This window comes from Gluconobacter cerevisiae (assembly GCF_015244675.1).
GTDB lineage: Bacteria > Pseudomonadota > Alphaproteobacteria > Acetobacterales > Acetobacteraceae > Gluconobacter > Gluconobacter cerevisiae.
The window spans coordinates 193,169-216,920 of the sequence record NZ_JABCQO010000002.1 but is presented as its reverse complement, the minus strand read 5'-3'; the positions used below and the strand labels follow the sequence as shown (position 1 = coordinate 216,920).

The 23,752-nt window shown below is 57.3% G+C and carries 17 protein-coding genes and 1 tRNA gene; 8 read left to right on the top strand and 10 right to left on the bottom strand.

Annotated features, from left to right (window positions below):
* Positions 1–121 precede the first annotated feature (121 nt).
* The gene (locus HKD21_RS03830; RefSeq protein WP_194254279.1) at positions 122–958 is read left to right on the top strand and encodes a hypothetical protein; all 837 of its coding nucleotides are present in this window, start codon (positions 122–124) and stop codon (positions 956–958) included.
* A gap of 11 nt (positions 959–969) precedes the next feature.
* Here HKD21_RS03830 and HKD21_RS03825 read toward each other — a convergent pair whose 3' ends face one another.
* Genes HKD21_RS03825 through polA form a run of 3 tightly spaced genes read right to left on the bottom strand, consistent with a single transcriptional unit; the run spans position 970 to position 6,085 of the window.
* A complete protein-coding gene (locus tag HKD21_RS03825; RefSeq protein ID WP_194254278.1) occupies positions 970–2,628 on the bottom strand; it encodes an ABC transporter substrate-binding protein in 1,659 nt (552 codons plus the stop codon).
* Positions 2,629–3,237, bottom strand: coding sequence for an SCO family protein (locus HKD21_RS03820; protein WP_194254277.1), 609 nt, complete (start codon positions 3,235–3,237; stop codon positions 2,629–2,631). It abuts the gene before it with no gap.
* A 13-nt stretch (positions 3,238–3,250) separates the two neighbouring features.
* Complete coding sequence (gene polA, locus HKD21_RS03815) at positions 3,251–6,085, bottom strand: DNA polymerase I (protein ID WP_194254276.1); 2,835 nt, start codon at positions 6,083–6,085, stop codon at positions 3,251–3,253.
* Positions 6,086–6,135: 50 nt separating this feature from the next.
* On the opposite strand from polA, the gene HKD21_RS03810 reads away from it, so the two are divergent.
* The 3 genes from HKD21_RS03810 (at position 6,136) to HKD21_RS03800 (ending at position 9,642) form a co-directional block, all read left to right on the top strand.
* A complete protein-coding gene (locus tag HKD21_RS03810) occupies positions 6,136–7,161 on the top strand; it encodes an alpha/beta hydrolase (protein ID WP_194254275.1) in 1,026 nt (341 codons plus the stop codon).
* Positions 7,162–7,247: 86 nt separating this feature from the next.
* Positions 7,248–7,324: transfer RNA gene (locus tag HKD21_RS03805), tRNA-Arg, on the top strand.
* A gap of 248 nt (positions 7,325–7,572) precedes the next feature.
* Positions 7,573–9,642 (top strand): hypothetical protein, encoded by a 2,070-nt coding sequence (locus tag HKD21_RS03800; protein ID WP_194254274.1) that lies wholly within the window; start codon positions 7,573–7,575, stop codon positions 9,640–9,642.
* Positions 9,643–9,846: 204 nt separating this feature from the next.
* On the opposite strand, the gene HKD21_RS03795 is transcribed toward HKD21_RS03800, so the two are convergent.
* From HKD21_RS03795 to panC, 3 genes are all read right to left on the bottom strand, one after another.
* Positions 9,847–10,854 (bottom strand): glycosyltransferase family 8 protein, encoded by a 1,008-nt coding sequence (locus tag HKD21_RS03795; RefSeq protein WP_194254273.1) that lies wholly within the window; start codon positions 10,852–10,854, stop codon positions 9,847–9,849.
* 223 nt (positions 10,855–11,077) lie between these two features.
* Positions 11,078–12,775: an adenine deaminase gene (gene ade / locus HKD21_RS03790; RefSeq protein WP_194254272.1), complete on the bottom strand. Its 1,698-nt coding sequence runs from the start codon at positions 12,773–12,775 to the stop codon at positions 11,078–11,080.
* A gap of 61 nt (positions 12,776–12,836) precedes the next feature.
* Positions 12,837–13,664 carry a pantoate--beta-alanine ligase gene (gene panC, locus HKD21_RS03785; RefSeq protein ID WP_194254271.1) on the bottom strand — a complete coding sequence of 276 codons (828 nt, stop codon included), beginning with the start codon at positions 13,662–13,664 and terminating at the stop codon, positions 12,837–12,839.
* Between the two features lie 74 nt (positions 13,665–13,738).
* Between panC and HKD21_RS03780 the strand changes: the two genes are divergently transcribed.
* The 4 genes from HKD21_RS03780 (at position 13,739) to HKD21_RS03765 (ending at position 20,052) form a co-directional block, all read left to right on the top strand.
* Positions 13,739–14,974 (top strand): TIGR03862 family flavoprotein, encoded by a 1,236-nt coding sequence (locus tag HKD21_RS03780; RefSeq protein ID WP_194254270.1) that lies wholly within the window; start codon positions 13,739–13,741, stop codon positions 14,972–14,974.
* Positions 14,975–14,978: 4 nt separating this feature from the next.
* On the top strand, positions 14,979–16,418 hold the full coding sequence (locus tag HKD21_RS03775; protein ID WP_194254269.1) for an ATP-binding protein: 1,440 nt from the start codon (positions 14,979–14,981) through the stop codon (positions 16,416–16,418).
* Between the two features lie 120 nt (positions 16,419–16,538).
* Positions 16,539–18,932: a TonB-dependent receptor gene (locus HKD21_RS03770; RefSeq protein WP_194254268.1), complete on the top strand. Its 2,394-nt coding sequence runs from the start codon at positions 16,539–16,541 to the stop codon at positions 18,930–18,932.
* A gap of 13 nt (positions 18,933–18,945) precedes the next feature.
* The gene (locus HKD21_RS03765) at positions 18,946–20,052 is read left to right on the top strand and encodes a glycerophosphodiester phosphodiesterase family protein (RefSeq protein WP_194254267.1); all 1,107 of its coding nucleotides are present in this window, start codon (positions 18,946–18,948) and stop codon (positions 20,050–20,052) included.
* 79 nt (positions 20,053–20,131) lie between these two features.
* On the opposite strand, the gene HKD21_RS03760 is transcribed toward HKD21_RS03765, so the two are convergent.
* The 4 genes from HKD21_RS03760 to HKD21_RS03745 all read right to left on the bottom strand — a co-directional run bounded on the left by HKD21_RS03760 (position 20,132) and on the right by HKD21_RS03745 (position 23,751).
* On the bottom strand, positions 20,132–20,659 hold the full coding sequence (locus HKD21_RS03760; protein ID WP_194254266.1) for a type 1 glutamine amidotransferase domain-containing protein: 528 nt from the start codon (positions 20,657–20,659) through the stop codon (positions 20,132–20,134).
* Between the two features lie 57 nt (positions 20,660–20,716).
* Positions 20,717–22,159 (bottom strand): aldehyde dehydrogenase, encoded by a 1,443-nt coding sequence (gene aldA / locus HKD21_RS03755; protein WP_194254265.1) that lies wholly within the window; start codon positions 22,157–22,159, stop codon positions 20,717–20,719.
* Positions 22,160–22,296: 137 nt separating this feature from the next.
* Complete coding sequence (locus tag HKD21_RS03750) at positions 22,297–23,169, bottom strand: LysR family transcriptional regulator (RefSeq protein WP_194254264.1); 873 nt, start codon at positions 23,167–23,169, stop codon at positions 22,297–22,299.
* A 54-nt stretch (positions 23,170–23,223) separates the two neighbouring features.
* Positions 23,224–23,751 (bottom strand): YaiI/YqxD family protein, encoded by a 528-nt coding sequence (locus HKD21_RS03745; protein WP_194254263.1) that lies wholly within the window; start codon positions 23,749–23,751, stop codon positions 23,224–23,226.
* Position 23,752 lies beyond the last annotated feature (1 nt).

Sequence of the window (23,752 nt, the reverse complement as noted above, 5' to 3'; positions counted from 1 at the left end):
GTTGTGTCTGGCTTTGTGCAGTCCCGCCATCGCACATGCTGCGCCAGAAGGGCGTGTCATCAGAACTGCCTTCGAGGCTGGGCATTTTTATGCGACGCCGCTCACCTCGGGAGGCCAGACGATGCGATTTGTCGTCGATACCGGCGGTGGCGGGATCGGCGGCCTCTATACGGTCAAATCATCTGCGACACAGCGTCTTGCTGTCCACACTCTCCAATGCAAAACGCCTGGCTTCACGTTCGATGCCGTTCGGGCATTCCCTTTCTCCACTGCGACTGCTCTGCCTGTCCCATCAGAACCCCGACCGTGCGGAGCGGTGGCGATGGTCCTGAACGATCCTCATGATCTCGGATATGACGGCATACTCGGAGCCGCCTATCTCTCAAATTTCATTTGGACATTCGATTTCCCTGAGCAGCGCTTGGTTCTGGAACCGCCGACATGGCAGCCAAATGGGCTCTCACAACATGTCCCTCTGCTTTTCGTCCACAATTCTATGGGAAAACGCGGCAGCGATTTTCCTGGTATTGTTCTGAAGATAGATGGTGAGGCTCTGCCCCTCCTGCTGGATACAGGCGCAACCGCGATGCCGACTTCTGCCGGACAGACAGCCCAGCATTTACCGACCGTTAACGGGATCGGGGTCACCTCCTACATCACCCGAAGCATTCTTGAGAGATGGCATGCCCGGCACCCGGAATGGAAGGTGGTCTCAAATGGTGATCGCCTCCTGCCCAATACACGTCTGATCGAAGTGCCGAACATCGAACTCGGCGATATGCACATAGGTCCCGTCTGGTTCACCGAACGCCCGGACGTCAATTTTGGTCCCACGCGCATGAGTCTGTGGATGGGACAAACGGTTGTCGGGGCGGCAGGGGCGAATATTTACGGGCAGTTCAGGATCACCATTGATTACCCGCACGAAACCTTATGGATTGCCAGCCAGAAACTGTAGCTTGGCGATACTCACTGCACCCAGACATGCGAAAACAGCATGTGGTTCAGAAGGGTCGAATAATAATTGCCCAGCCGTTTTGAGACGAAATCGACCGTTTTCATCTGGATCATTGGCGCACCAGGCATCTGCTGCATGATGGCATGGCCTGCGTCCTGCCAGATCGGGGCGGCTTTTGCAGGGTCTGTCTGATCTTTTGCCTGATCGAACAGGGACTGGATGTGCTGGTCGCAAAAACCGGTAAAATTCGGGGAGATGGCTGAGTTCGGATGGTAATTGTCGCAGCCGAACAGGTCGTCGAGGAAGGTTGAGGCGGAGGGGTAGTCTGCAAACCAATAAGAGAGCGCAATCTGCACATGATTGGCGGTGTTCTGTTCGTAGGACTCCGCAAGGCCAGCCGTGATGGGGCGAAGCTGCGCGTTCAGGCCCACCGCTTGCAGAGCGTTACGCAGATAGGTGCCCATGCCGAGTTCCATGGCCCGATTGGGAACAACCAGCGTGACAGACGCCCCCTCTGCTCCGGCTTCACGGATCAGACGGCGCGCACGCTCTACGTCCTGCGGACAGTCCAGCCCCAGATCTGCGCCGGGAATGCCGTGCGGCACCATCTGACACAGGGGGACGGAGATCGCGCTACCACCGAACAGGATCGTCATGGCATGGCGGTTGACAGCCATGCTGACGGCCTGACGCACTCGCACATCGGTGAAGGGTTTTTCGTGCGTGTTCATCGCCAGATAATACAGACCCAGCAGCGGCTCGATATGGACCTGCGCCGTGTATTGCGCGCCGAGTTCGCCCAGTCGGTCCCCGGGCTTGGCGTCCAGCATCCAGTCATACCGGCCCTGCTCGACCGCCGTGACCTGTGCTTCATCCGAAAGGCCGAAATCATATTCGATACGGTCCACGAAGCCGTCCGTCTGAGCCTGTGGATTCCAGATGTGGAAATACGGATTGCGTTCCAGAACCATGCCGTGTCCGGGATCGTACTGCGTGATCCGGTACGGCCCGGTGCCCGGAACCGTTGTTCCCCCCATATCGTGCGCAGGGGTTGAGGCGGGCAGGATCACGGCATGGGGGAAAGCCAGTTTATAGAGAAATTCGCCGTCCGGTTTCGTCAGATGAAAGACGATTTCGCCGGTCTCCGGATGCCCCTCAACGCCGGGAAGCGTACAGCGGTCCGGCTTTGCCAGACAGTCTACAGCCCCCTCGATACCGCCATAGAAAGATCCCGCAGTCGGGCCTCCAGCACGATAGATCCGGCGGAAAGACGCCACCACGTCTTCCACGCGCACGGAGGACCCATCGGAAAAATGCAGGCCGGAGCGGAGATGCAGCCGCCATGTCAGACCATCGGGGCTGATGACGGGCATGGCATCGGCGAGGTCGGGCACCACCTCCAACCCCGCTGCTCCACGTGCCAGACGGAACGTCAGCAGCGGGTCATACATATTGACGAACACCTGCATATATTGGGTGCCGTAATTGATCTGCGGGTCCAGCGTGCCGCCCGGACCATCAGCCGTCAGATGCAGTGTGCCGCCACGATGGGGGCTGCCGAGCGTGATGCCATTCCAGTCCGGCGGGGTCTCGTCCTGTGCACGGGCCTGAAAAGCCCCCAGCCCCAGAAACAGACCAGCAGCAAGAAGCGTAGCCCCCCGCCGCGTCATTCAGCGCTTCGCGAGGTCACGCAGACGCGCAATCAGGGCGTCCGCATTGCCATCTGCCGGGATGGTTCCGGCATAGTGGGCGTTCGGGTCCATGATGACAATCTGCGGTGCGGGAACGAAATGATCCCCTTCTTTCTGGAGCGGCGCATGATATTCTTCCGTCATGGCCTTGATCATGTTCGGGGTGCCGGTGAAAGGCATGACATGGGGAGCGATGGGCAGAACGTATTCCCGAAGCGGATCAGCCTCGTCGAACGGATTAAGCGATACCGCGAGGGGTGAGACGCGTATGCCCTGCGCGCGCAGCGTCACCAGCGCCTGATCCATACTCTTCAGCACAGGCTGGCATTTTTCAGCAGGGCAGTTGGCGTCGAAGAACCAGACCAGCATCCAGGTATTGTGGAAATCGCCTTCAGTCACAGTGCTTTCGCCCAGCGAGTCCAGACGGAAACTGCCGCCGACCTCATTGCCGTTGGACTGAACCAGAAGACCCGGCCCACCATTGGACGCCAGATGGAAGCCGACATATCCCAGAACGGCCGCTACGGCGAGAACCCCCCAGATGATGCGATTGCCGACCCGCTTGCGGCGTTCGTGATTGGTCTGCATGACCTTCCTGTCTTTAATGTGCGTCAGCCCAGCTTGGGCCGATACCGGTTTCGACTTCAAGGGCCACGTCAAGTTTGGCGGCCCCTTCCATTTCCGTGCGGACGAACGCCGCCAGATCCTTTGCGTCCTGCTCCTCGACTTCGAAGAGCAGTTCATCATGCACCTGAAGGACCATTTTCGCCTTCAGCCCCGTTTCGGGCAGGCGTCGCGCCAGATGGACCATGGCGCGCTTGATGATGTCCGCCGCACCACCCTGAAGGGGGGCGTTGATGGCCTGACGTTCCGCATAGGCGCGACGGGCACCGTTCTTTTCGGCAATGCCCGGCACATAACAGCGACGTCCGAACGGCGTCGTGACATAGCCGTGCTTTTTCGCCTCTTCCTTGGTCCGCTCCATATAGGCGCGGATGCCGGGATAACGGGCGAAATAGGCGTCGATATAGGACCGCGCCTCGCCCGGCGAAATCTGGAGCTGCTGCGCCAGACCGAAGGCCGAAATGCCGTAGATAATGCCGAAATTGATGGCCTTGGCCCGGCGGCGGGTCAGCGGATCCATGCCTTCAAGCGGGATACCGAACACTTCGGACGCCGTGCGGGCGTGAATGTCCTGCCCCAGACGAAACGCTTCGAGCAAAGGTTCGATCTGTGCGACATGAGCCAGAAGGCGCAGTTCGATCTGGCTGTAATCCGCAGACAGCAGAACGCAGCCGGGAGTGGCAACGAACGCCTTGCGGATGCGTGCGCCTTCTTCGGTGCGGATGGGGATATTCTGAAGGTTCGGCTCGTTGGAAGACAGACGGCCTGTCGTGGTGATGGCCATCTGGAAGGACGTGTGAACCCGCTGCGTGTCCTGATCCATCTGCTGGACCAGCGCATCGGCATAGGTCGATTTCAGCTTGGCCAGTTGGCGCCAGTCCAGAATTTTCCGCGGCAGGTCATGCCCTTGCTCGGCCAGCGCCTCCAGAACGCCGGAATCCGTGCCCCAGCTTCCACTTTTCGTCCGTTTGCCGCCGGGCAGGCCCATTTCATCAAAGAGAATCTCGCCAAGCTGTTTGGGAGAGCCGACATTGAAGCTCCGCCCCACCTGCTCGTGGATTTCCTGCTCGATGGTGCCCATGCGCTCGGCGAAATCTAGGGACATACGGCGCAGTTCGGTGGCGTCGACCTTGATGCCGACATCTTCCATATCCGTAAGAATCTGGATCAGCGGACGTTCGATTTCTTCATACAGCGCCAGTGCCTGACGGGTCCGTAATTGCGGACGCAACACCTGCCACAGACGTAGCGTCACATCCGCGTCTTCGGCGGCGTAATTGGTGGCTGCCTCGATCGCGACCTGCGCGAACGGAATGCGCTTGCGCCCCGTTCCCGTTACGGAGTCATAAGTGACAGGCGTATGCCCCAGATGCAGTTCGGAAAGTTCGTCCATCCCCTGCCCATGTTCACCAGCGGACTGGGCATAGGAAATCAACATCGTGTCGTCGATCGGCGTGATCCCAGGAATGCCCGCACCACGAAAGACGGTCAGATCGTATTTCGCGTTCTGGAACACCTTGAGGACGGACGCATCCTCTAACAGCGGCTTCAGCCGCTCCAGTGCCTCGGTACGGTCCAACTGACGGACGGCCGCTTCCCCGGTCGAATCTTCTTCCAGAAGGTCGCGGACGGTTTCGTGCAGGAATGGCACATAACAGGCCTTCCCCGGCGCAACTGACAATGACAGCCCGACCATATTGGCCTGACGCGCGTTGAGACTGTCCGTTTCGGTATCGACGGCCACCACACCTGCGGCCCGCGCATCCGCAATCCAGCGGTCCAGCGCGTCCAGATCCGTGACGGTTTCGTAGGGGCCATAAGGCGCGTCAGGGATCGTGGCGGCCGCAGCGTCTTCCCGTTCCGCAGCCTTGTCCTCGGGTCGAACGATCTGGCGCGTGAACGGACGCGGCTTTGCGGCCAGACCCAGCCCCATGCGCTGAATGGTGGAATGGAAACCCATCTCCTCCAGCCAGTCCCGCAGCGTTTCGCGAACCGGCTCGCGGCATCCCAGCTCGCTGATCGGCTGCGGCATCGGGGCCTTGTCGTCCAGCAGCACCAGCTTGCGGGACATGCGCGCGGCCTCGGCATGTTCGATCAGATTGTCGCGCCGCTTGGAGGCCTTCATGCCGGGAGTTGCAGCTAGGATCTGCTCCAGTGTGCCATATTCGTTGACGAGTTGCGCCGCACCTTTCGGACCAATACCAGGAACGCCGGGCACGTTATCCGTCGAATCTCCCATCAGCGCCTGCACATCCACAACCTGATCGGGACGCACGCCGAACTTGGCCTCGACCTCAGCCTCGCGGATCGGCTTCTGCTTCATCGGGTCCATCAGCTCAACGCCGGGACGCACAAGCTGCATCAGGTCTTTGTCGGACGAAATGATGGTGCAGCACCCGCCCTCCTCCACGACCGCCTTGGCATAGGCGGCGAGCAGGTCATCCGCCTCCCAGCCCTCAAGTTCGATCGACGGCACATTGAAGGCGGCGGTGGCATCGCGGATCAGACCGAACTGCGGGCGCAGATCTTCCGGGGCTTCCGGACGGTGCGCCTTGTATTGCGGATAAATCTCGTTGCGGAACGTCACGCGGCCAGCGTCGAAAATCACGGCCAGATGCGTGCCCACATGATCCCGCAGCAGACGCGTCAGCATGTTCGTAAAGCCATAGACCGCATTGACCGGAACACCCTGCGGGCTGCTCATCGGCGGCAGAGCGTGGAAGGCGCGGAAGATGAAACCAGATCCGTCGATCAGGACCAGATGGGGCTTTCCCGAATCAGGCTTTTCCAGATCAGGTTTTTCTAACGGCACGAATGTCTCCCTTCTCGCCCCGAAGGAGCGGACGTTCTAAAATCCGCGCGATGATAGGCCCATTCCCTTCCGTTTCAAACCGCCTCACACGTCTTTCCTGCGGGCTGATTGGCTTGCTGGCGTTACAGGCCTGCACAACGCCACATATGCCCGACCTGCATCCGACGGCACGGGAGACGGCCCTCATCCTCCCAACACTGATGCTCGACATGTCCGACGGCGCCCGTATTCCGCTGCGTCTTTATCCCGCCGCCACATCAGAACCACGCGGCATCATCCTCGCACTGCACGGATATGGCGACAGCCGGGACGCATGGGAATTCGCGGCTCCAACCTTCACATCCGCAGGATTCACGCTCGCCGCCCCGGACATCCGCGGCTTCGGACAGGCCCCGAACCGGGGCGGCTGGAGCAGTACAGCGAGACTGGTGCAGGACGCCCGCGAACAGGTGCTCTGGCTGCACGCCCGTTATCCGCATGTCCCCATTCATGTCATGGGGGAAAGCATGGGAGGTGCCATCGCCCTGTTGCTGGCGAGCACCGACACGCCGCAGATCAGCAGCACAATCCTACTTGCGCCGGCCGCACTGGATATCGGCCAGCCTTGGGAAACTGTTCTCAGTGGTATGGATTTTCTGGCACCACACTGGAAGCTGGATGGCTCGGCAGTCCCGGGCCACCGCGTCGCCAGTGACAATATCCAAGCACTGCGCCGAATGTATTTCGATCCCCTCACCCTGCACAGTTCGACGATTCACCCGCTTTACGGCCTGACATTGCTAATGCGCAGCGCCTACGAGGCGGCTCCAAAAGCACAGACACCTCTGCTTATCATCTTCGGAGGCCGGGACCAGTTCGTCCTGCCGCCCTTCACAGCACGACTTCTTCGCAGATTGCCGGTTGGTATTCGAATGGACGAACTGCCGGGCGCGCATCATCTTCTCAGCCGTGATCGCAGAGGGGCTGCACAGGATGCCGTGTCATGGCTGACCGAACCGGAGCATTTTCTGCCCTCCGGCGGTGATATCGCCGCTGCCGCATGGCAGGCCACGGCGCAGACACAGAGTTTTCCATAATCACTGCGTGATCACATGCCTGAACAGCAGAACTTTGAAAAAGAGGGCTGGCAATCTTCCGCTGAAGCAGTTATCTGAACCCACATGGACCTGTAGCTCAGCTGGATAGAGCGTTGCCCTCCGAAGGCAAAGGTCACGCGTTCGAATCGCGTCAGGTCCACCATCAATCTCAAAAAATCGCTATCTGCCGCCAGTTTTTCGGTAGGTTTGGCATTCTGCCTCAACCTTTTACGTCGCCGAACAAGCCAGCTTCATCTGATCAGCAGCACAGGCATAGCGGGCGACTTTATTCAGGCTGCAGTGGCCTGTAATGGCGGCGATCTGGTCGAACCTAAAGACCCGCCGCGCGCATGAGCGTGCGATCTTTCTTGGGCTCACTTCTCCCCTGACACTGAAGAACAGGATCGTCTGATGACCGGGAATTTTACACCGGTCCAAAAATCCGCCATCGATAGGCAGCAGCAATCCTCGCGGATCGGCATGACCGGAATCATGAAAATGCGACTATTCCATCTGACGCTTGCTCTGGCGTTTCTGACTGCTCCGCCGGCTTTTGGCCAAAGCATGCCATCCTGGAAATCCGCCACCAAGACGGGAAACGTCAGGGATCTTGCGCTGTCGGCAGGAAGCGAAAATTCAGTTGCAGCGTGGCTGGGAAAAAAGGCCGATGTTAGTTCAATCAATCGGCCTCACGGAATAGCGGGTTTGGACGGCAATGCGGCTCTCAGTGATAGTCCTAAAAGAATACATCTTTTCATGTCGTCTGCCAGAACAGGTGATTTGCCTTACCTCATGGCCAATGCTGACTTGCTTGTTAATTCCGGTGTAGTTTCACTGGGAACAGGTGTTGGTTTTGTAGGCATTACAGCACAACAGCAGGTCCAGCTTGATGCTTATTGGAAATACTCAAACTTAAAACTTTCAACTGGTGGTGGAGGTGAAACAATATCGGAACTAGATACCCGCGTATTCTCTGGACCAAATGATGATCGTCTTGGAAGAATTGGTGGTGCTATCGGTGAAGAAGTTGAAGCTAATCTGTATGATACTGGCGCCGGCAATAGTCCCTATACAGATCCAAAAAGTGGTATTGTGTACGGGTGCTATGCCACTGCGGATGACTTGGCGAAAATTAAAGCATCAGTAGATAGCGATTTTCAGTACGGCGCAAAAAATTACGGCGTAACTTCTGCTCCCAATTGTGGAACTGAAGATTTTAGTCAACCATTTGCTACGGGTGATTATTGGGCAAATGTTCGCGCTATGGCCCTTTATGGCGGGGCAATTGTTCTCGATGCTTCACCGACCATTTTTTTCAATCACCCTACACCAGCGGGCATGCCTGGAAATGTTGCAGCTGAATACCCGGACATGGTTGCACAGATGATCGTATGGGCGAAAAAGCAAGGATTAAGAACAAATATTACAATGTCTCCACTTGCAGCGCATACTGATCTGGATGTCGATATGTTGGCGGCGACCAAATCGATGGTTGACTACCTGCGAAGCAAAGGCGCAGTTCCATCAGAGTTTCTTGTTGATCAGTATAACTGGAAATCTGGCTCAGGAACAAATGGACCTTGGGGTGATTACGTTCCAAACAGCCTTAATCAGGTTGTTCTGTATTTAATGACCGTAAATACGCCTGATGCTGGATCTACCTACCCCCAAGCACATGGTGGTTTACCGGGCAATCAGCTTATGAAGGGCAATTTGCGCTTTGTCGCCCAAAAGCAAGTCCCTGATAAGTCGGGCAGCATGGGAGAAGAAAGTGTAAATGATGTCCGCATTCATGGCGGACAGATTGGTGACACATATTCCAATGCTTCTGGAATACACATTACCCTCATGGCTGCTGGGGGGAGTTCTTTTAGCACACAGGTACCACTCCTATTCCAGGGAGGTCACGGAAATCCAGATTTGCGTGGTGGCGTCAACGATGGATATTTGCATCTTGATAATGCATTTGTAGTAAATAACGCAGAAGTAGGTTTTGTGTTGGGACTGGATAGCGTAGCGCCGGGAATTATACGAGATGGCACAAAGCTGAATATGAAAAGTGCTTCACAGATAGAGGCGCAAAGTGCATTTCTTCAGTCAGGTCTTACTCTTTATTCTTCGCACACCCCTGCATCCCCTATCCACCCTTCCATTTATGCAGGTACCACGGATCACTTTGTTCATATCGGCTCCGATTATACCAACGATACACAATCTATTGGCTTGGCTTTTGATACCAAACCCAACCGAGGCAGCTTTGCATCATTGGTTGGCATTTCTGACAATGCTGGAATTTCTTATACAGGAAGAGTATTTCAGTTTTCCAATATGGTTCAGCTTGGGAATATGACTAAAGCAGAAATCCTAGCCTCTCCATATACTTGGAATGGCATGATGGTTAATGACAGCGACGATCACGTGCCCGTCGTCTACGAAAATGGACACTGGTATCCGATGACACTCGGGGCCGCCCTTCATTAAGCGGCACAACATATCCATATCCTGAAGGGTTCGAAAAACCTCCTGTCTCTGGATTGTTGGGTGTGATTCCATCTCTCCTGCGTTGACTGGAGTCTCGGCGCAAACGTTAATGCGCTTCCCAATCAGCAGAATGCCCTGCTCGCAGCCGCCATGTGATCCGCTCTGGCGTCAGCATCCAGAGCGGAAACCACATCAAGATGGTCTTCAGATAAAAAATTGCTTTGTTTTCAGATAATTCACGAGCCTGCGCCGTCGCAGCACAATGCGCCAAGGTGTAAGGATACGGGTCAGAAACCACATTCTGTTGGCATGACGGTCTATTTTGGAAAGACCGGATTGTCCTGACGAATGAAAGTATTCTCTGAGCGAATAGAAAGCCTCCAGTTGTGGAAACTGCTTTAGAAGGTCAGCATAGGAGGACATGAAGCGCCCCCGCCATGGACGCGCTTTTGAAAACCATGGCTTTTCAGCGCCTGTGAAATGAATGATCGACGGCTGGACAATGTCCAGGACGTTATTTTCGGCAAACATGGTCGTAAAATTGTATTTGGGTGACATGGGCAGCCTTCTGCCCACACACACAGCGTTTAGAGCACTCTGGTCGTGAAACATGCAGCCTTCCGAATTATTTATAAAATAATCAAAAGCCTCTTTACAGAGGTTAATCCATGTTTTACGTTCTGCAGCTAGAATTCCCGAATTAAAATAATCCTTCTCATGCAAAACGCCAATATTTTTAAGGTATTCACGCGTTTTTACACCTGACTTATCGCGCTCCTTTGCTTTCAGGAACTGTCGATCAATCACTCCTAATATTTTTCCGTCCGGAATGTCAGCGTTTGCCAAATCAAAAATCGATCCGACCACCTGAACATCCCCATCAATATACAAGATATTTTCATATTTCGAATCTATGTAAGAACCCGTAAAAAAACGACCCAGGGCTGAAATTGAAATATGCGTTTTTCGAAACGATAATGACTGATCCTCATTTAATACTTTATTTAAATCAAGATTAATTGTCTTGATGCCATGATTTTTGGCAATATTCGTTATCGTCTGGAAATCTTCACTATTAAGATCTGTTGTAAACAAGAATAAATCCGAGACACTCATCGTATCTTTCTGGCGACTGATCTGAAGCATCGCGAGGATACTCGGCACCAGAAAATTTCTATCCGCAACGAAGATAATTGCAGTTTTTTGTCCCAAAACAGGATCCCTCTCGTTGCAACAGCATCAGATTTCCTTTCAAGGATGCCATATTATTTTATAACTGTTTAGTTAATATTTACCTCAATAGAACTGTGTCAGACATAAAACAGGACTAATGAAATAAATTTCAAGAATTAATGAAGTATAACTAAGAATTAATTCGATAAATTCATCAAAACTACAGACAACAATACCAGTACCCCGGTCGAGAACCGCAATATCAAACCAGCCCCATGTTCCGCACATCGATCATTCCGAAATCCGTAATCTTGAGATGCGGGATGACAGGGAGCGGCAGAAACGCCAGTTGCAAGAACGGTTCTTCCAGAACCACGCCCATCTCTTTAGCGGCCTTTCGCAATACGACCAGATCGTCACGCACCTGTTCATAAGGCGTATCACTCATCAGACCCGCGACGGGGAGGCGCAGTTCCGCCAGCACCTGTCCATCACGGACGGCCACAAAACCGCCGCCGGTCTTTTCCAGATGGTTCACCGCGCAGGCCATATCGGCATCACTGGTCCCGACAACGCAGATATTGTGGCTGTCATGCCCGACAGATGAGGCCAGTGCGCCACTTCTGAGGCCGAAGCCGCGTACAAAGCCGCGTCCGATATTATCGTTATGCCCATGCCGCGCCACGACGCAGACCTTCGCGATATCACGTTCAAGGTCAGGCAGAACCCAATCACCGTCTTCAGGGAGATCCAGACGCAGGAATTCGGTAATGATCTGCCCCGGAATAATCCCCATCACCGGACGGTTTGCGCCGCTGCCTTTAATCCGCATGTCCTGCGCACTCACCGGGTTTGGCAGTTGCACGCTGTTCAGCCCAACAGACGGCACGATCTCACGCTCGGCAAACAGCGCGTCGTTCACCAGACGACCGGCGGAAATGACATCCGACACCTGACAGCATTCCAGATCGTCGAGCAGAACGATATCGGCGCGCTTGCCGGGCGCGATCTGACCCCGATCTTTCAGGCCAAAGGCGGTGGCAGCCGAAAGCGAAGCCGCGCGATATGCGGCCAAGGGCTCCACGCCGAGTTCGATAGCCCGGCGGATCAGGAAATCCAGATGGCCTTCATGGGCAATTTCGAGCGGATTGCGGTCATCCGTGCAGAACGCAAAGAACGGCGATGTGGCGACGTTCAGCAACGGGACCAAGGCTTCAAGATCCTTGCAGACAGAGCCTTCGCGGATCAGGACTGTCATGCCTTTCCGGACTTTCTCCAGCGCTTCTTCGGCGGCCGTCGCTTCGTGGTCGGTCGAAATCCCGGCTGCCAGATAGCCGTTGAGGGCCTTGCCGCGCATAAGAGGCGCATGGCCGTCGATATGGCCGTCAGCAAAGGCCGCGAGCTTGTCCATGCAGCCCGGATCGCCGTTCAGAACGCCCGGTATATTCATGAATTCGGCCAGACCGATCACTTTTGGATGGTCGCGATAGGGCAGCAGATCATCGACATTCAGGATCGCTCCCGACGTCTCCATGGACGTTGCCGGAACACAGCTTGAGAGATTGACCCGCAAGTCCATGATGGTCCGCTCAGCGGCGGCCAGAAAATAGTCGAATGCGGCACGCCCCAAGACATTGGCCATTTCGTGCGGATCGCAGATGGCGGTCGTGACGCCATGCGGCAGGACGCAGCGGTCGAATTCGAACGGCGTGACGAGCGAGGATTCAACATGCAGATGCGTGTCGATGAAGCCGGGAACAGCGATCCGGCCCGCGCCGTCGATCGTCCGTACGCCGTCATAGTCGCCATAAGTGCCGACGATCCGGTCGCCGCAAATGGCGATATCGGTGGGAACCAGATCGCCCGTAACCAGATCGAACAGCCGGACATTGCGGATGACCAGATCGGCGGGTTCGCGTCCCTGCCCCTGAGCCACCCGGCGCATGATGGTTTTCTGCATATCTGAAATCCTCCGTCCGTCGTCAGCAATTCACGCTTATACCGCATGAAGGCGATGCATCTCAAAGCGGCATGTTGTCGATCAACCGCACCGCTCCTGCCTGCACAGCCAGAAGCGCCAGAGCGTTATCAGAACAGGGCTGTTCGCGGCGGAAGGTGTCCGCGTTCACCACCGTGGCATAATCGATGTCCGGCAGTCCGGCCTTTATCAGACTGACGCGCAAAGCCCCCTCCAGAACATCCGCATTGCGTTCGCCATCTCGGAACAGCCGCGCAGCTTCCTGCAACGTGTGATACAGCGCCGGGGCTCTGTGACGGTTTTCAGGCGTCAGGCGCACATTACGGCTGGACCGCGCCAGGCCATCGTCTTCGCGCGCGATGTCACAGACCACGATTTCGACGGGGATATCCAGATCCGCCACAAAACGCCGAACGATCGCGCATTGCTGGGCATCTTTCTGCCCGAAATAGGCCCGCTGCGGTTGGACGATGTTGAACAGCTTCGTTACGACCGTTGCCACACCAGAGAAATGTCCGGGGCGGGACTGGCCTTCGAGTTCGTCCGCAACGCCGCCGACTTCAATGCGGGTTGCAAAACCTGACGGATAGAGGATTTCCGGTGTTGGCAGGAATACGAGATCGGCTCCGGCATCCTTCAGAAGCGCCAGATCCCGATCCGGATCGCGCGGATAGGAGGCGTAGTCTTCGTTCGGCCCGAACTGCGTCGGGTTGACGAAAATACTGACGGCTACCGCACCGTTTTCGGCTTTGGCCCTGCGGACGAGGCCCAGATGGCCTTCATGCAGAAAACCCATGGTCGGAACGAAGCCAAGCGTTCCATAGCTTTTGCGTGCGGTACGAAACGCATCAATTGTCTCAAAAACCTGCATCTGTGTTTCCTTTCCGGCCAGAACTGCGCGCCCGGAGCCTGACAAACCCTGCCGCACATGGCAATCAGACGCCTATGACTGCTGCGTCCTCTTCTCCGTCTACCGCACCATCCATCGCCATTATCGGAGCCGGTCCGGCAGGGCTGTTTGCAGCCGAAATCCTGTCGGCGCGAGGATGCAGGGTGCAGGTCTTTGACCGGATGCCCAGCGTGGGGCGCAAGCTGCTCATGGCCGGACGCAGCGGGCTGAACCTGACGCATTCGGAAGCGCTGGACAGGTTTTTGAAGCGCTATGGCAACGCGCAGGACTGGCTCGAACCTGCCATCCGTGCCTTTCCGCCAGAGGCGCTGAGGCAATGGACGGAAAGGCTCGGGCAGCCATGTTTTTCCGGCTCTTCAGGACGGGTGTTTCCAAAAGCCATGAAAGCCTCTCCGCTTCTGCGGGCATGGCTTGAGCGTCTGGCGCAGCAGGGAGTGACGATCCGGACCCGGCATCGTTTCGTCGGCTGGGACGGTTCGACCCCTGTTTTCGATACCCCTGACGGCCGGATCTCGGTTCATGCCGATGCAACCCTCCTGACAATGGGGGGCGCAAGCTGGTCCCGTCTGGGATCGGACGGTCTCTGGGCGGACCTGCTGCCGGAGGACACCGCGCCTTTTGCCCCCGCAAACTGCGGCTTCATGCCCAACTGGACAGCGGATTTCGCTATACGGCACGAAGGCAGCGTCCTGCATTCGGTCGGGCTGTCTTTTGGCGGACAACAGAGCCGGGGCGACCTGACCATCACGACCCGCGGGCTTGAAGGATCGGCGCTTTATGCCCTCTCGGCTGCATTGCGGGACGCGATCCAGCGCGACAGACAAGCCGTTCTCACGCTCGATCTTCGTCCTACACTTTCGGCCGAGGACGTTCTGAAACGCCTGCTGGCCCAGCGCGAACGCGAAAGCCAGGCCAATCGCCTGCGGAAAGCACTGGCACTGGATGCGCCCTCCCGCGAACTTCTCAGGCTTGCGACCCCGAAAAACGCCACCCCGCTTCAGCTTGCCCAGACCCTCAAGGCCCTGCCTCTGTCGCTGATCGGCATGGACGCGCTGGATCGTGCCATTTCGACCGCAGGCGGCGTACGGCGGGACGCCGTGGATGCACGGCTCATGCTGACATCCCGCCCCGGCGTGTTTGTGGCCGGAGAAATGTTGGATTGGGAAGCGCCGACGGGCGGCTATCTGCTTCAGGGGTGTTTTTCCACTGCTTATGCAGCGGCAAATGGCGTCCTTGGGTGGCTAGAATCGTCCAGTTCGGCTATCGCCTGACGCCATGACATCCATCGTTCTCGGACAGGGCCGCGACGGCTCCGACACCTGCATTGATCTGCCGGAACTCCTGGCCACGCGCCTGCTGGTCCAGGGCAATTCCGGCTCGGGGAAATCGCATCTTCTGCGGCGCCTGCTGGAGCAGACGGCAACCCTCGTCCAGCAGGTGATGATTGATCCGGAAGGCGATTTCGTCACTCTCGCCGACCATTACGGTCATCTGGTGATCGACGTCGAAGACCAGTCCGAAGCCAGCCTCCGCGCCGCTGGGGAGCGCGTGCGGGCCCATCGGGCCTCCGTGGTGCTGAACCTTGAGCAAGTCGAAGCCGAAATGCAGCTTCGGGCGGCCGGCGCGTTTCTTAACGGCATGTTCGAAGCCCCCCGGGCGCACTGGTATCCGGCCCTCGTCGTGGTGGACGAAGCCCAGCTTTTCGCACCCGTGGCCAGCGGCGACACATCAGACGAAGCGCGCCGCCTGTCGCTTGGCGCCATGACGAATCTCATGTGTCGTGGCCGAAAGCGCGGTCTGGCAGGCGTGATCGCCACCCAGCGTCTGGCGAAGCTGGCGAAGAACGTTGCGGCGGAAGCGTCCAACTTCCTGATGGGCCGGACCTTCCTCGATATCGACATGGCGCGTGCGGCCGATCTTCTGGGCATGGAGCGCCGTGCGGCGGAATCCTTCCGCGATCTGGCGCGCGGTCAGTTCATGGCGCTCGGCCCCGCCCTGAGCCGACGCCCGAAACTCGTGGCCATCGGCCCTGTCACGACCGCAAGCCATGCCACCGGTCCGGTTCTCGTGCCGCTTGAGCCTGTTTCTGCCGAAGACCTGCGGGACATCATTCTCGAACCCGTCCATGAGTTCACGCCCCGCGCGCGTCGGGAAACCCGCCCTCCTCCGCCGGACCTTCTCGCCCAACTTGATGCCTATGGTGCCGAGCGTGAAGCCGAGGAACCCGCACCCGCAGCAATAAGCGTCGAGGCTGATCCCGATCAGCTCTGGTCGCTGGTCGCTGAAGTCGTGGCCGGAGACGGATCGGACTATAAACCGCTGGCGACCCTGTATCAGGACTTCCAGCTTCGGGCGCGCATTCAGGGCCTGTCGCGCAACGTGCTGGAACTGGGATCTTTCAACCGGATGTTAGCCACGATCCGCGCCGGGATGGACCGGGAGCGTTCCGAGAGCGAGCAGTGGAAACAGGCCCAGACAGTCGCCGCGACCCTGCCGGAAGACGTGCAGGGCGTTTTCCTGCTGCTGGCCCGCACGGCTCTGGATGCGGAAACCTGCCCCGACGATGATGCACTGGCCCGTGCCTACGGAACGCATTCTCTGGGCCGTGCGCGCCGTCAGCTCAACTATCTGGAAGAGCGGGAAGTCATCGTTCTTCAGGATACCCCTTTGGGGCGGCGCGTGGCGATCGTCGGGTTGGGCTGGCAGACAGCCTGACAGGCAGCCTGACTGTCATCATTCTGTCACAACACATTCACATGAGCTTCACACGCAGATCTTTAAGGAAAGATTAGGGTCCGCCGCGTCCGAACCCTTCTTGCCCCGGAAAGATCTTAAATGCCGCGCAACCTGCTGCGTTCCCGTCTGCTCCTGACCGTTTTCTGCTCGCCATTTGCGCTGGCTGCTGCTCTTCCCCACCCGGCCAGTGCCGCCGCGACCGAAACCAAAAAAGCCACGCCCGCCAAACATGCGGCGAAAAGCAACGCCAGGCACAAAGCCAAGGTTGATGCTGTGGCCGGTGGCACGGAACAGCTCGTCATCACGGCGCGCCGGACACGCTCCGAACAGGGGCTGAGCCATGTGCAGATCCAGCGTATTCTGCCGGGCGTGAACCCGGTCAAGGCGCTGGAAATGCTGCCGGGCGTCGTATTTAACAACGCCGACCCCTGGGGCAACAACGAGCAGAACTCCTCGCTCTACGTTCACGGGTTCAACCAGAACCAGCTCGGTTATACGCTCGACGGCATTCCCCTCGGCGATCAGGCTTACGGCAACTATAACGGCCTCTCGCCACAGCGCGCAGTCATCAGCGAGAACGTCGGATCGGCCTCAGTTTCTTCCGGTGCAGGTGCGCTCGGCACAGCGTCCACGTCCAATCTCGGCGGTACGCTTCAGTTCACAACGCAGGACCCGCTGCACAAGCGTGGCGCGCAGATCGAACAGGTTTTCGGAAGCTGGTCCACGTTCCGCACCTTTGCACGTCTCGATACGGGTGAGTTCGGCAACGGTAATTCGGCCTATGTTTCCTTTGCCCGTCAGGATGCCCGCGCCTGGGACTTCGCCGGCCATCAGGGCGGCTATCAGGTCAACGCAAAGTTCGTTCACAACAGCGAACACGATCATTTCTCGACATTCTTTGACTGGTCGCAGAAGGTCGAGCCCAATGAAGACAGCGTCACGCTGCCGCAGGGTTACGGCATTTATGTCCGCCCGTTCACCTATCCAAATTTCGATTATGCCAAAGCCAACTCCCATGCAGTCGGTCTGAACTATCGCAACTATTACTCTGCGGCCCAGCGCGAGGACTTCCTCGCTTATTCCAAATGGACGCATGATTTCAGCGAAAACCTGCATTGGGATAACAGCATCTATTATCACCATGATCTGGGTGAAGGTGTTGTCGCCGGCCCGATCTCGGCGGCTGGTCTGCCGACACTGTTCGGCGCCTATTATCCGGGACAGGATCTAAATACCGTTTTCGGCGGCTCGGGCTATGCAACCCGCACGACCGAATACTGGGACAATCGTGGCGGTCTGATGTCCACGCTGCGCTACCATCTCGGCAAGCACTCGATCGAGCTTGGCGGCTGGTATGAGCGCAACAACAACACACAGGCCCGTCGCTGGTATCCGCTGGACGCCAATAACCCAACCACCCCTTACGAGCGCCAGCAGAACGCCCTGATCGACCAGTACACCAACAATTTCTACACCAACACGTTCGTGACGCATCTGCAGGACAACTGGCAGATCTCGAAGAATTTCTCGCTGATGGCGGGCTTCAAATCCGAGCTGGTCTATACCAACGGCACACTCCCCGTGGCCGCCAAGCCGGGCTCGCTCTCCCCGTCCTATGCCGTGACGGCACCGGGTGGCGAGATCGATGCCGCCAAGCCGTTCCTGCCCGCTTTCGGCGCGGTCTGGGACATCACGAAGCATGAGCAGTGGTTCGCCAACATTCAGGAGAACATGCGCTCCTTCCAGGATGCGGGCTATGGCAACGCCACCCCGTGGGGCGCAACCAGCCAAGCCGCTTTCGAAGAGTTCAAGAACAACGGCAAGCCCGAAACATCATGGACCTACGAAACCGGCCTGCGTGAGCACCGCCAGATCCATCTCGGCCCGCTGACGGCGATCGAAGGTCAGGTCGAATACTATCACGTTCACTTCTCGAACCGCCTGCTGGCCGTGGCAACGACGCAGACCCTGTCGTCCATCATCGGCTCCGCTACCACGCTTGCGAACGTGGGTTCGGTTACGACGGATGGTATGGATTTCTCCTTCACCACCCATTTCGGCCCGCATTTCTCGCTGTACAACGCGCTGTCTTACAACAAGTCCACCTATAACGATAACTACAGCACGGGTTCGAGCATCATCCGTACGGCTGGCAAAAACGTTGTGGGCATGCCGGACTGGTCGGAGAAGTTCGTCTTCACCACCAACTGGGGCAATGCTTACGGCCAGTTCACTGGCGACGTTATCGGCAAGCGCTATGCGACCTATACCAACGATATGTGGGCTGCACCCTACGCGCAGTTTAACCTGAACGCAGGTTATACGTTCCACAATATCCCGCATCTGGCATCGCTGAAAGTTCAGGGCAACATTACCAACCTGACAAACACGAAGGGATGGTCCACGATCAACGCGACCCAGACTGCGGGTCAGTTTTCGGCCTTTCCCATCGCGCCGCGTATGTTCTTCCTGAGCCTGAGCGCAGCCCTGTAAGGAACTCTTCCCCATGCTGACACGTCGCCAGAGCCTCGGCCTGCTCGCAGCAGGGTTTCCCGCCCTGCATCTGCGGGCGAAAGCCGCGCCCTCACTGGCGCCGAAGCCACTCGTGTTCGCTCATCGTGGGGCTTCGGCCCTGCGACCAGAGCACACGCTGGCCTCCTATGCCCGCGCCATGATGGATGGTGCGGATTTCATCGAACCAGATCTTGTCATGACACGAGACGGCCATCTGGTTGTCCGCCATGAAAGCAACATTGTCGGGACGACGGATGTTTCGGAACGCCCCGAATTCGCCTCCCGCCACCGATCCCTCAAAATAGACGGACGGATCGAGACCGGCTGGTTCACTACGGATTTCACGCTGGCCGAACTCAAGACCCTCCGCGCCCGTGAACGCCTCTCCACGATCCGCGTTCATAACACGCGCTATGACGATCACTTCGAAATCCCGACCTTCGAGGAAGTCATCGAGCAGGTCGCAGCCCAATCGGCAGCGACGGGCAAGGTTTTCGGCCTAGTGCCGGAAATCAAGCATTCCACCTATTTCAACAGCCTCGGCCTCAATCCCGAAGCCGCGTTTCTTCAGACCATCGCTGCCCACAATTACACCCGGCAGGCCCCACTGGAACTCCAGTCTTTCGAGACCGGCAATCTGGGGCGCATCCGCGCTGATGTTCTGTCCATCAACCCACAGGCACGCCTGATGCTGCTGATGGGCGAACGCAAGGACGTACCGCCGGATCTTCTGGCAGCGGGCCAGAAGACGACCTTTGGTGACCTTATGACGCCAGAGGGCCTGAAAGACATCCGCCGCTATGCCGACGTGATCGGTCCGTCCAATACGGACCTGATCCCACGTGACAGCAACGGCGCCTGGCTGGAGCCCTCCAGCCTCGTAACGGATGCCCATCGGGCGGGATTGCTGGTTCATTCCTACACGGCGCGACCAGAAAACCATTTTCTTCCGGCACAGCTTCGTAACAACGCAGGCGACGCTGCGCGCAATCCCGACGGTATGGTCGCAGAACTGCGACGCTATCTGGATATGGGGATCGACGGCTTTTTCACCGACGATCCTGCTCTGGGGCGCAGAGCAGTGGATGGCAGAAGCTGACATCAATCAGCTTTCCACAAAAAAAGGAGGTTCCCCGCAAAGGAGACCTCCTTTTTTTTTGTGACCGTCAGGGTCGCTCTCAGGCGAGTTTGAAATGCTTCAGCATGGCCTTGTTGAAAGCCGGAATATCGGCCGGACAGCGCGAGAAAACATAAGGTCCGTCAACCACGACCTCGTTATCCACCCAGGTTGCCCCCGCATTTTCCAGATCCGTGCGAATGCTCGGCCAGGAGGTGACGGTCCGTCCCTTGAGTTCGTTCACCTCGATCAGCGTCTGCACGCCGTGGCAGATGGCTGCAATGGGTTTGTTTGCCTTCACGAATGCTCTGACGAAGGCCACCACATCTTTGTTCATCCGCAAGGAATCCGGGGATGCCAGCCCGCCCGGTAGCAGAAGAGCGTCGTAATCATTGGGATTTGCCCCAACGATCGCCAGATCTGCCCGGATGTTGTGAGAAGGATAAATATCCTTGTTCACAGCCTGAAATTCCCCCGCTTTAAGGGAAATGACCGTAACGGTCGCACCAGCTTTTTCCAATGCGGCGCGTGGTGCGGTCAATTCAATTTCTTCTAGGCCATCGGTGGCCAGCGCAGCGACTCTTACCATGATGTTGTTCCTTTCAGAAAGAAACGGGCAGCCATCATCAGGCTGCCCGCCAATCCGTTATGCGTTCAGGTAAATTGTCTTGGTCTGGACATAGGCTTCCATGCCATGCTGACCGTCTTCGCCTCCAAGGCCACTTTCCTTGTAGCCATGATGGAAACCCTGCGGTGCCTCGCCACCCGGACGGTTCACATAGACCTCACCAAACTCAAGTTCGCGGGTCATACGCAGGATGCGGCCCAGATCATTTGTGAAAAGATAGGCTGACAGACCGTAACGACAGTCATTGGCCCAAGCGATGGCCTGATCGAAGTCCTTCACTCGTATCAGGGACATGACCGGACCAAACACCTCATTATGGACGACGTCCATATCCTGCGTAACATCGGTCAGAAGCGTCGGGGCATAGAAATAACCCTGATCATACACCCCGCCCGTCAGACGTTTGCCGCCGATCGCCAGACGCGCTCCCTGCCGGACCGCATGTTCGACGATCGCATGGACCTTGTTGAGCTCGTCCTCGCTGACCTTGGGGCCCAGATCCGTGCTGGGATCCGTCGGCAGACCAACCTTCAGCGCCTCGATTTTCTCACGGATTTTCTGCACGAACCTGTCATAGACCGCCTCATGGATATAGGTGCGCTCATTGGACGTGCAGACCTGACCCGCGTTGCCAAATCGGGACGCCACGGCAGCATCGGCAGCTTTGTCCAGATCTGCATCTTCCATGACCATGAACGGTGCCTTGCCACCAAGCTCCAGCCGGACTTCCTTCAGGGTCTCGGATGCAGCAGCCATGATCTTCTTGCCTGCCGGGGTTGAGCCCGTCATCGTAATCAGCCGGATGTCCTTATGCGCCACCAGCGGCACACCGACGTCTTTGCCGTCCCCCGTCACAACATTGATGACACCATGGGGAATCTTGGCCTCCCCGACGAGTTTCGCCAGATGCAGGCACGTCAGCGGCGTCAGCTCATGCGGTTTGAGAACAATGGTGTTCCCCGCGGCGACGGCCGGGCCAATCTTGCGGGCACACAATGCCAGCGGGAAGTTCCAGGCCGTGATGGCTCCGATGACTCCCAAGGGCACACGGTCGATCAGGATTTTCTCGTTCGGCGCGCTGCCCGGAATGATTTCACCCTGAAGGCGCAGCACGTTCTCCGCAGCAAAACGCAGCAGACCAACAGCGAAATCCACCTCGATCCGGGCTTCCTTCAGCGGCTTGCCCATCTCGGCTGTAATGAGAGCGGCCAGCTTTTCCTTGTCCCGCTTCACCAGATCCTTCAGCGCATGGATATAATCAGCGCGTTCAGTCGCCGTGCGACGGCTCCAGCCGGTAAAGGCCGATTTCGCAGCCGAGACAGCAGCGTCAACATCCGCCTGCCCGCCTTTGGCAACTTCGCCAATAACCGCTTTTGTGGCCGGGTTTTCAACCTTGATCCATTCACCACCCTTTGGTGCGACCCAGCTGCCATTGATGAAAAGAGTGCTTTTCTCAGTCATGGAGTTTCCTGCATTCCTGTGTGACGACTTGCGTCCTGTCATGAAACAGACGCGTCAGCACGCCAGCAGTTCAATCGATGACGGGATGGTGGCGACATTCCTGCACAATCAAAAGCGATGATCTGTGACTCTTCAGCTCATTTTTCGTCAGCATCCACATTCTCAGAGGCATGATTCAGAAATCTTCGCCCCAGATCATTCAGTCCTGGCTCACGCCAGATAAAATAGACTTCGCTCCCCTTGAGATCTTCCGGATATGTAAACGTGATCCCTTCCCCACAACGACTTTGCATCTGTGAAACGATACTGTGGGGAACGCAGGAAATTCCTAATCCCGCCTGAACACAGGCCAGAATCACATCATAGGATTCGACTGTATGGATGATCGCGTTCGACACCTCGTGCCGCTCAAGCCAGGTCTCGAAATACCTTCGATAGAAACAGTCGGTGTTGAACAGGAAAACATGTTGCCCATCCCGCGCTCCATCCTGTCCGGCGGGCATGGCCAGCGCCAGTCTCTCGTGGAACGCAAAACGACTTTCCATCAGAGGGTGCACGATGGGACCATCCGTCAGCGCCAGATCGATCTCCCCATCCGCAAGCATCCGTTCCAGCGTATAGGAGGGGCGGAGGAACATCTTCAGTTCTACACCCGGACAGACCTTTAGAAACTCCGGCACGATCTGAGGCAGATACGCTTCGAGGGCTACGTCCAGTGCCCCGATATTCAGAATACCGCGCAGGCGGCCTTCAGAAAACAGATCCGTCAGGGATTGCGCCCCGGAGACGACCGGGAGTGCCTGCCGATAAAACAGTCGCCCCTCCGGCGTAAGAATCAGGCGGTTTTTTTCGCGCAGAAACAAATCCTGCCCGACCAGAAGCTCCAGTTCCCTAAGACGCGCGGTTACGTTGGAGGCCACACAGTTCAGCCGTCGCGATGCTGCGACGACCGTTCCCTCCTCCACCACGGCGCAAAACATTTCAATCTGGGTAAGGCGAAGCGGGTTCATGGGAAAAATACCCTCATCGGGCGCGGTTATCCCCGTGAGAAGATATCCCCAGATTCAGGGAACATCTCCGGGGAAGGCCCTGTGGATTGTTTCTGAAGAACTGGGGAGCGATTGCGCCAGAGCAGCTTTTCTGCGGAGTCGCACGATGAGTGTATCGAGTGCGGATAAAAAGCGGCTTCGGTCGGCTTTCCCAAAGGACGGATTGTAGGTCGTGACCGTCCCTGTCTCACGCAGACCCTGCATCAGATCCCGCATCGCCGAGACCATACCGACAGAGCGTTCGTCGATTTCCTCACCGTTTGGGCGCAAAACTGCGCCTTTCTTCGCGAGGCACCGCACAGCCAGCGGAATGTCGCTGGTAATGACGATGTCGGACGCCGTCACCTGCTCCGCAATCCAGTCATCCGCTACGTCCGGCCCTTCAGGAACCACGACACGTTCAATGAGCGGAGACTGTGGGATGTTCATCCAGCTATTGGCGACAATGACCGTTTTCAGGCCATAGCGCGCACCGACGCGGTAGATCTCGTCCTTGACCGGACAGGCATCGGCATCCACCAGAAGCCGGGTAGTCGCTGTCATT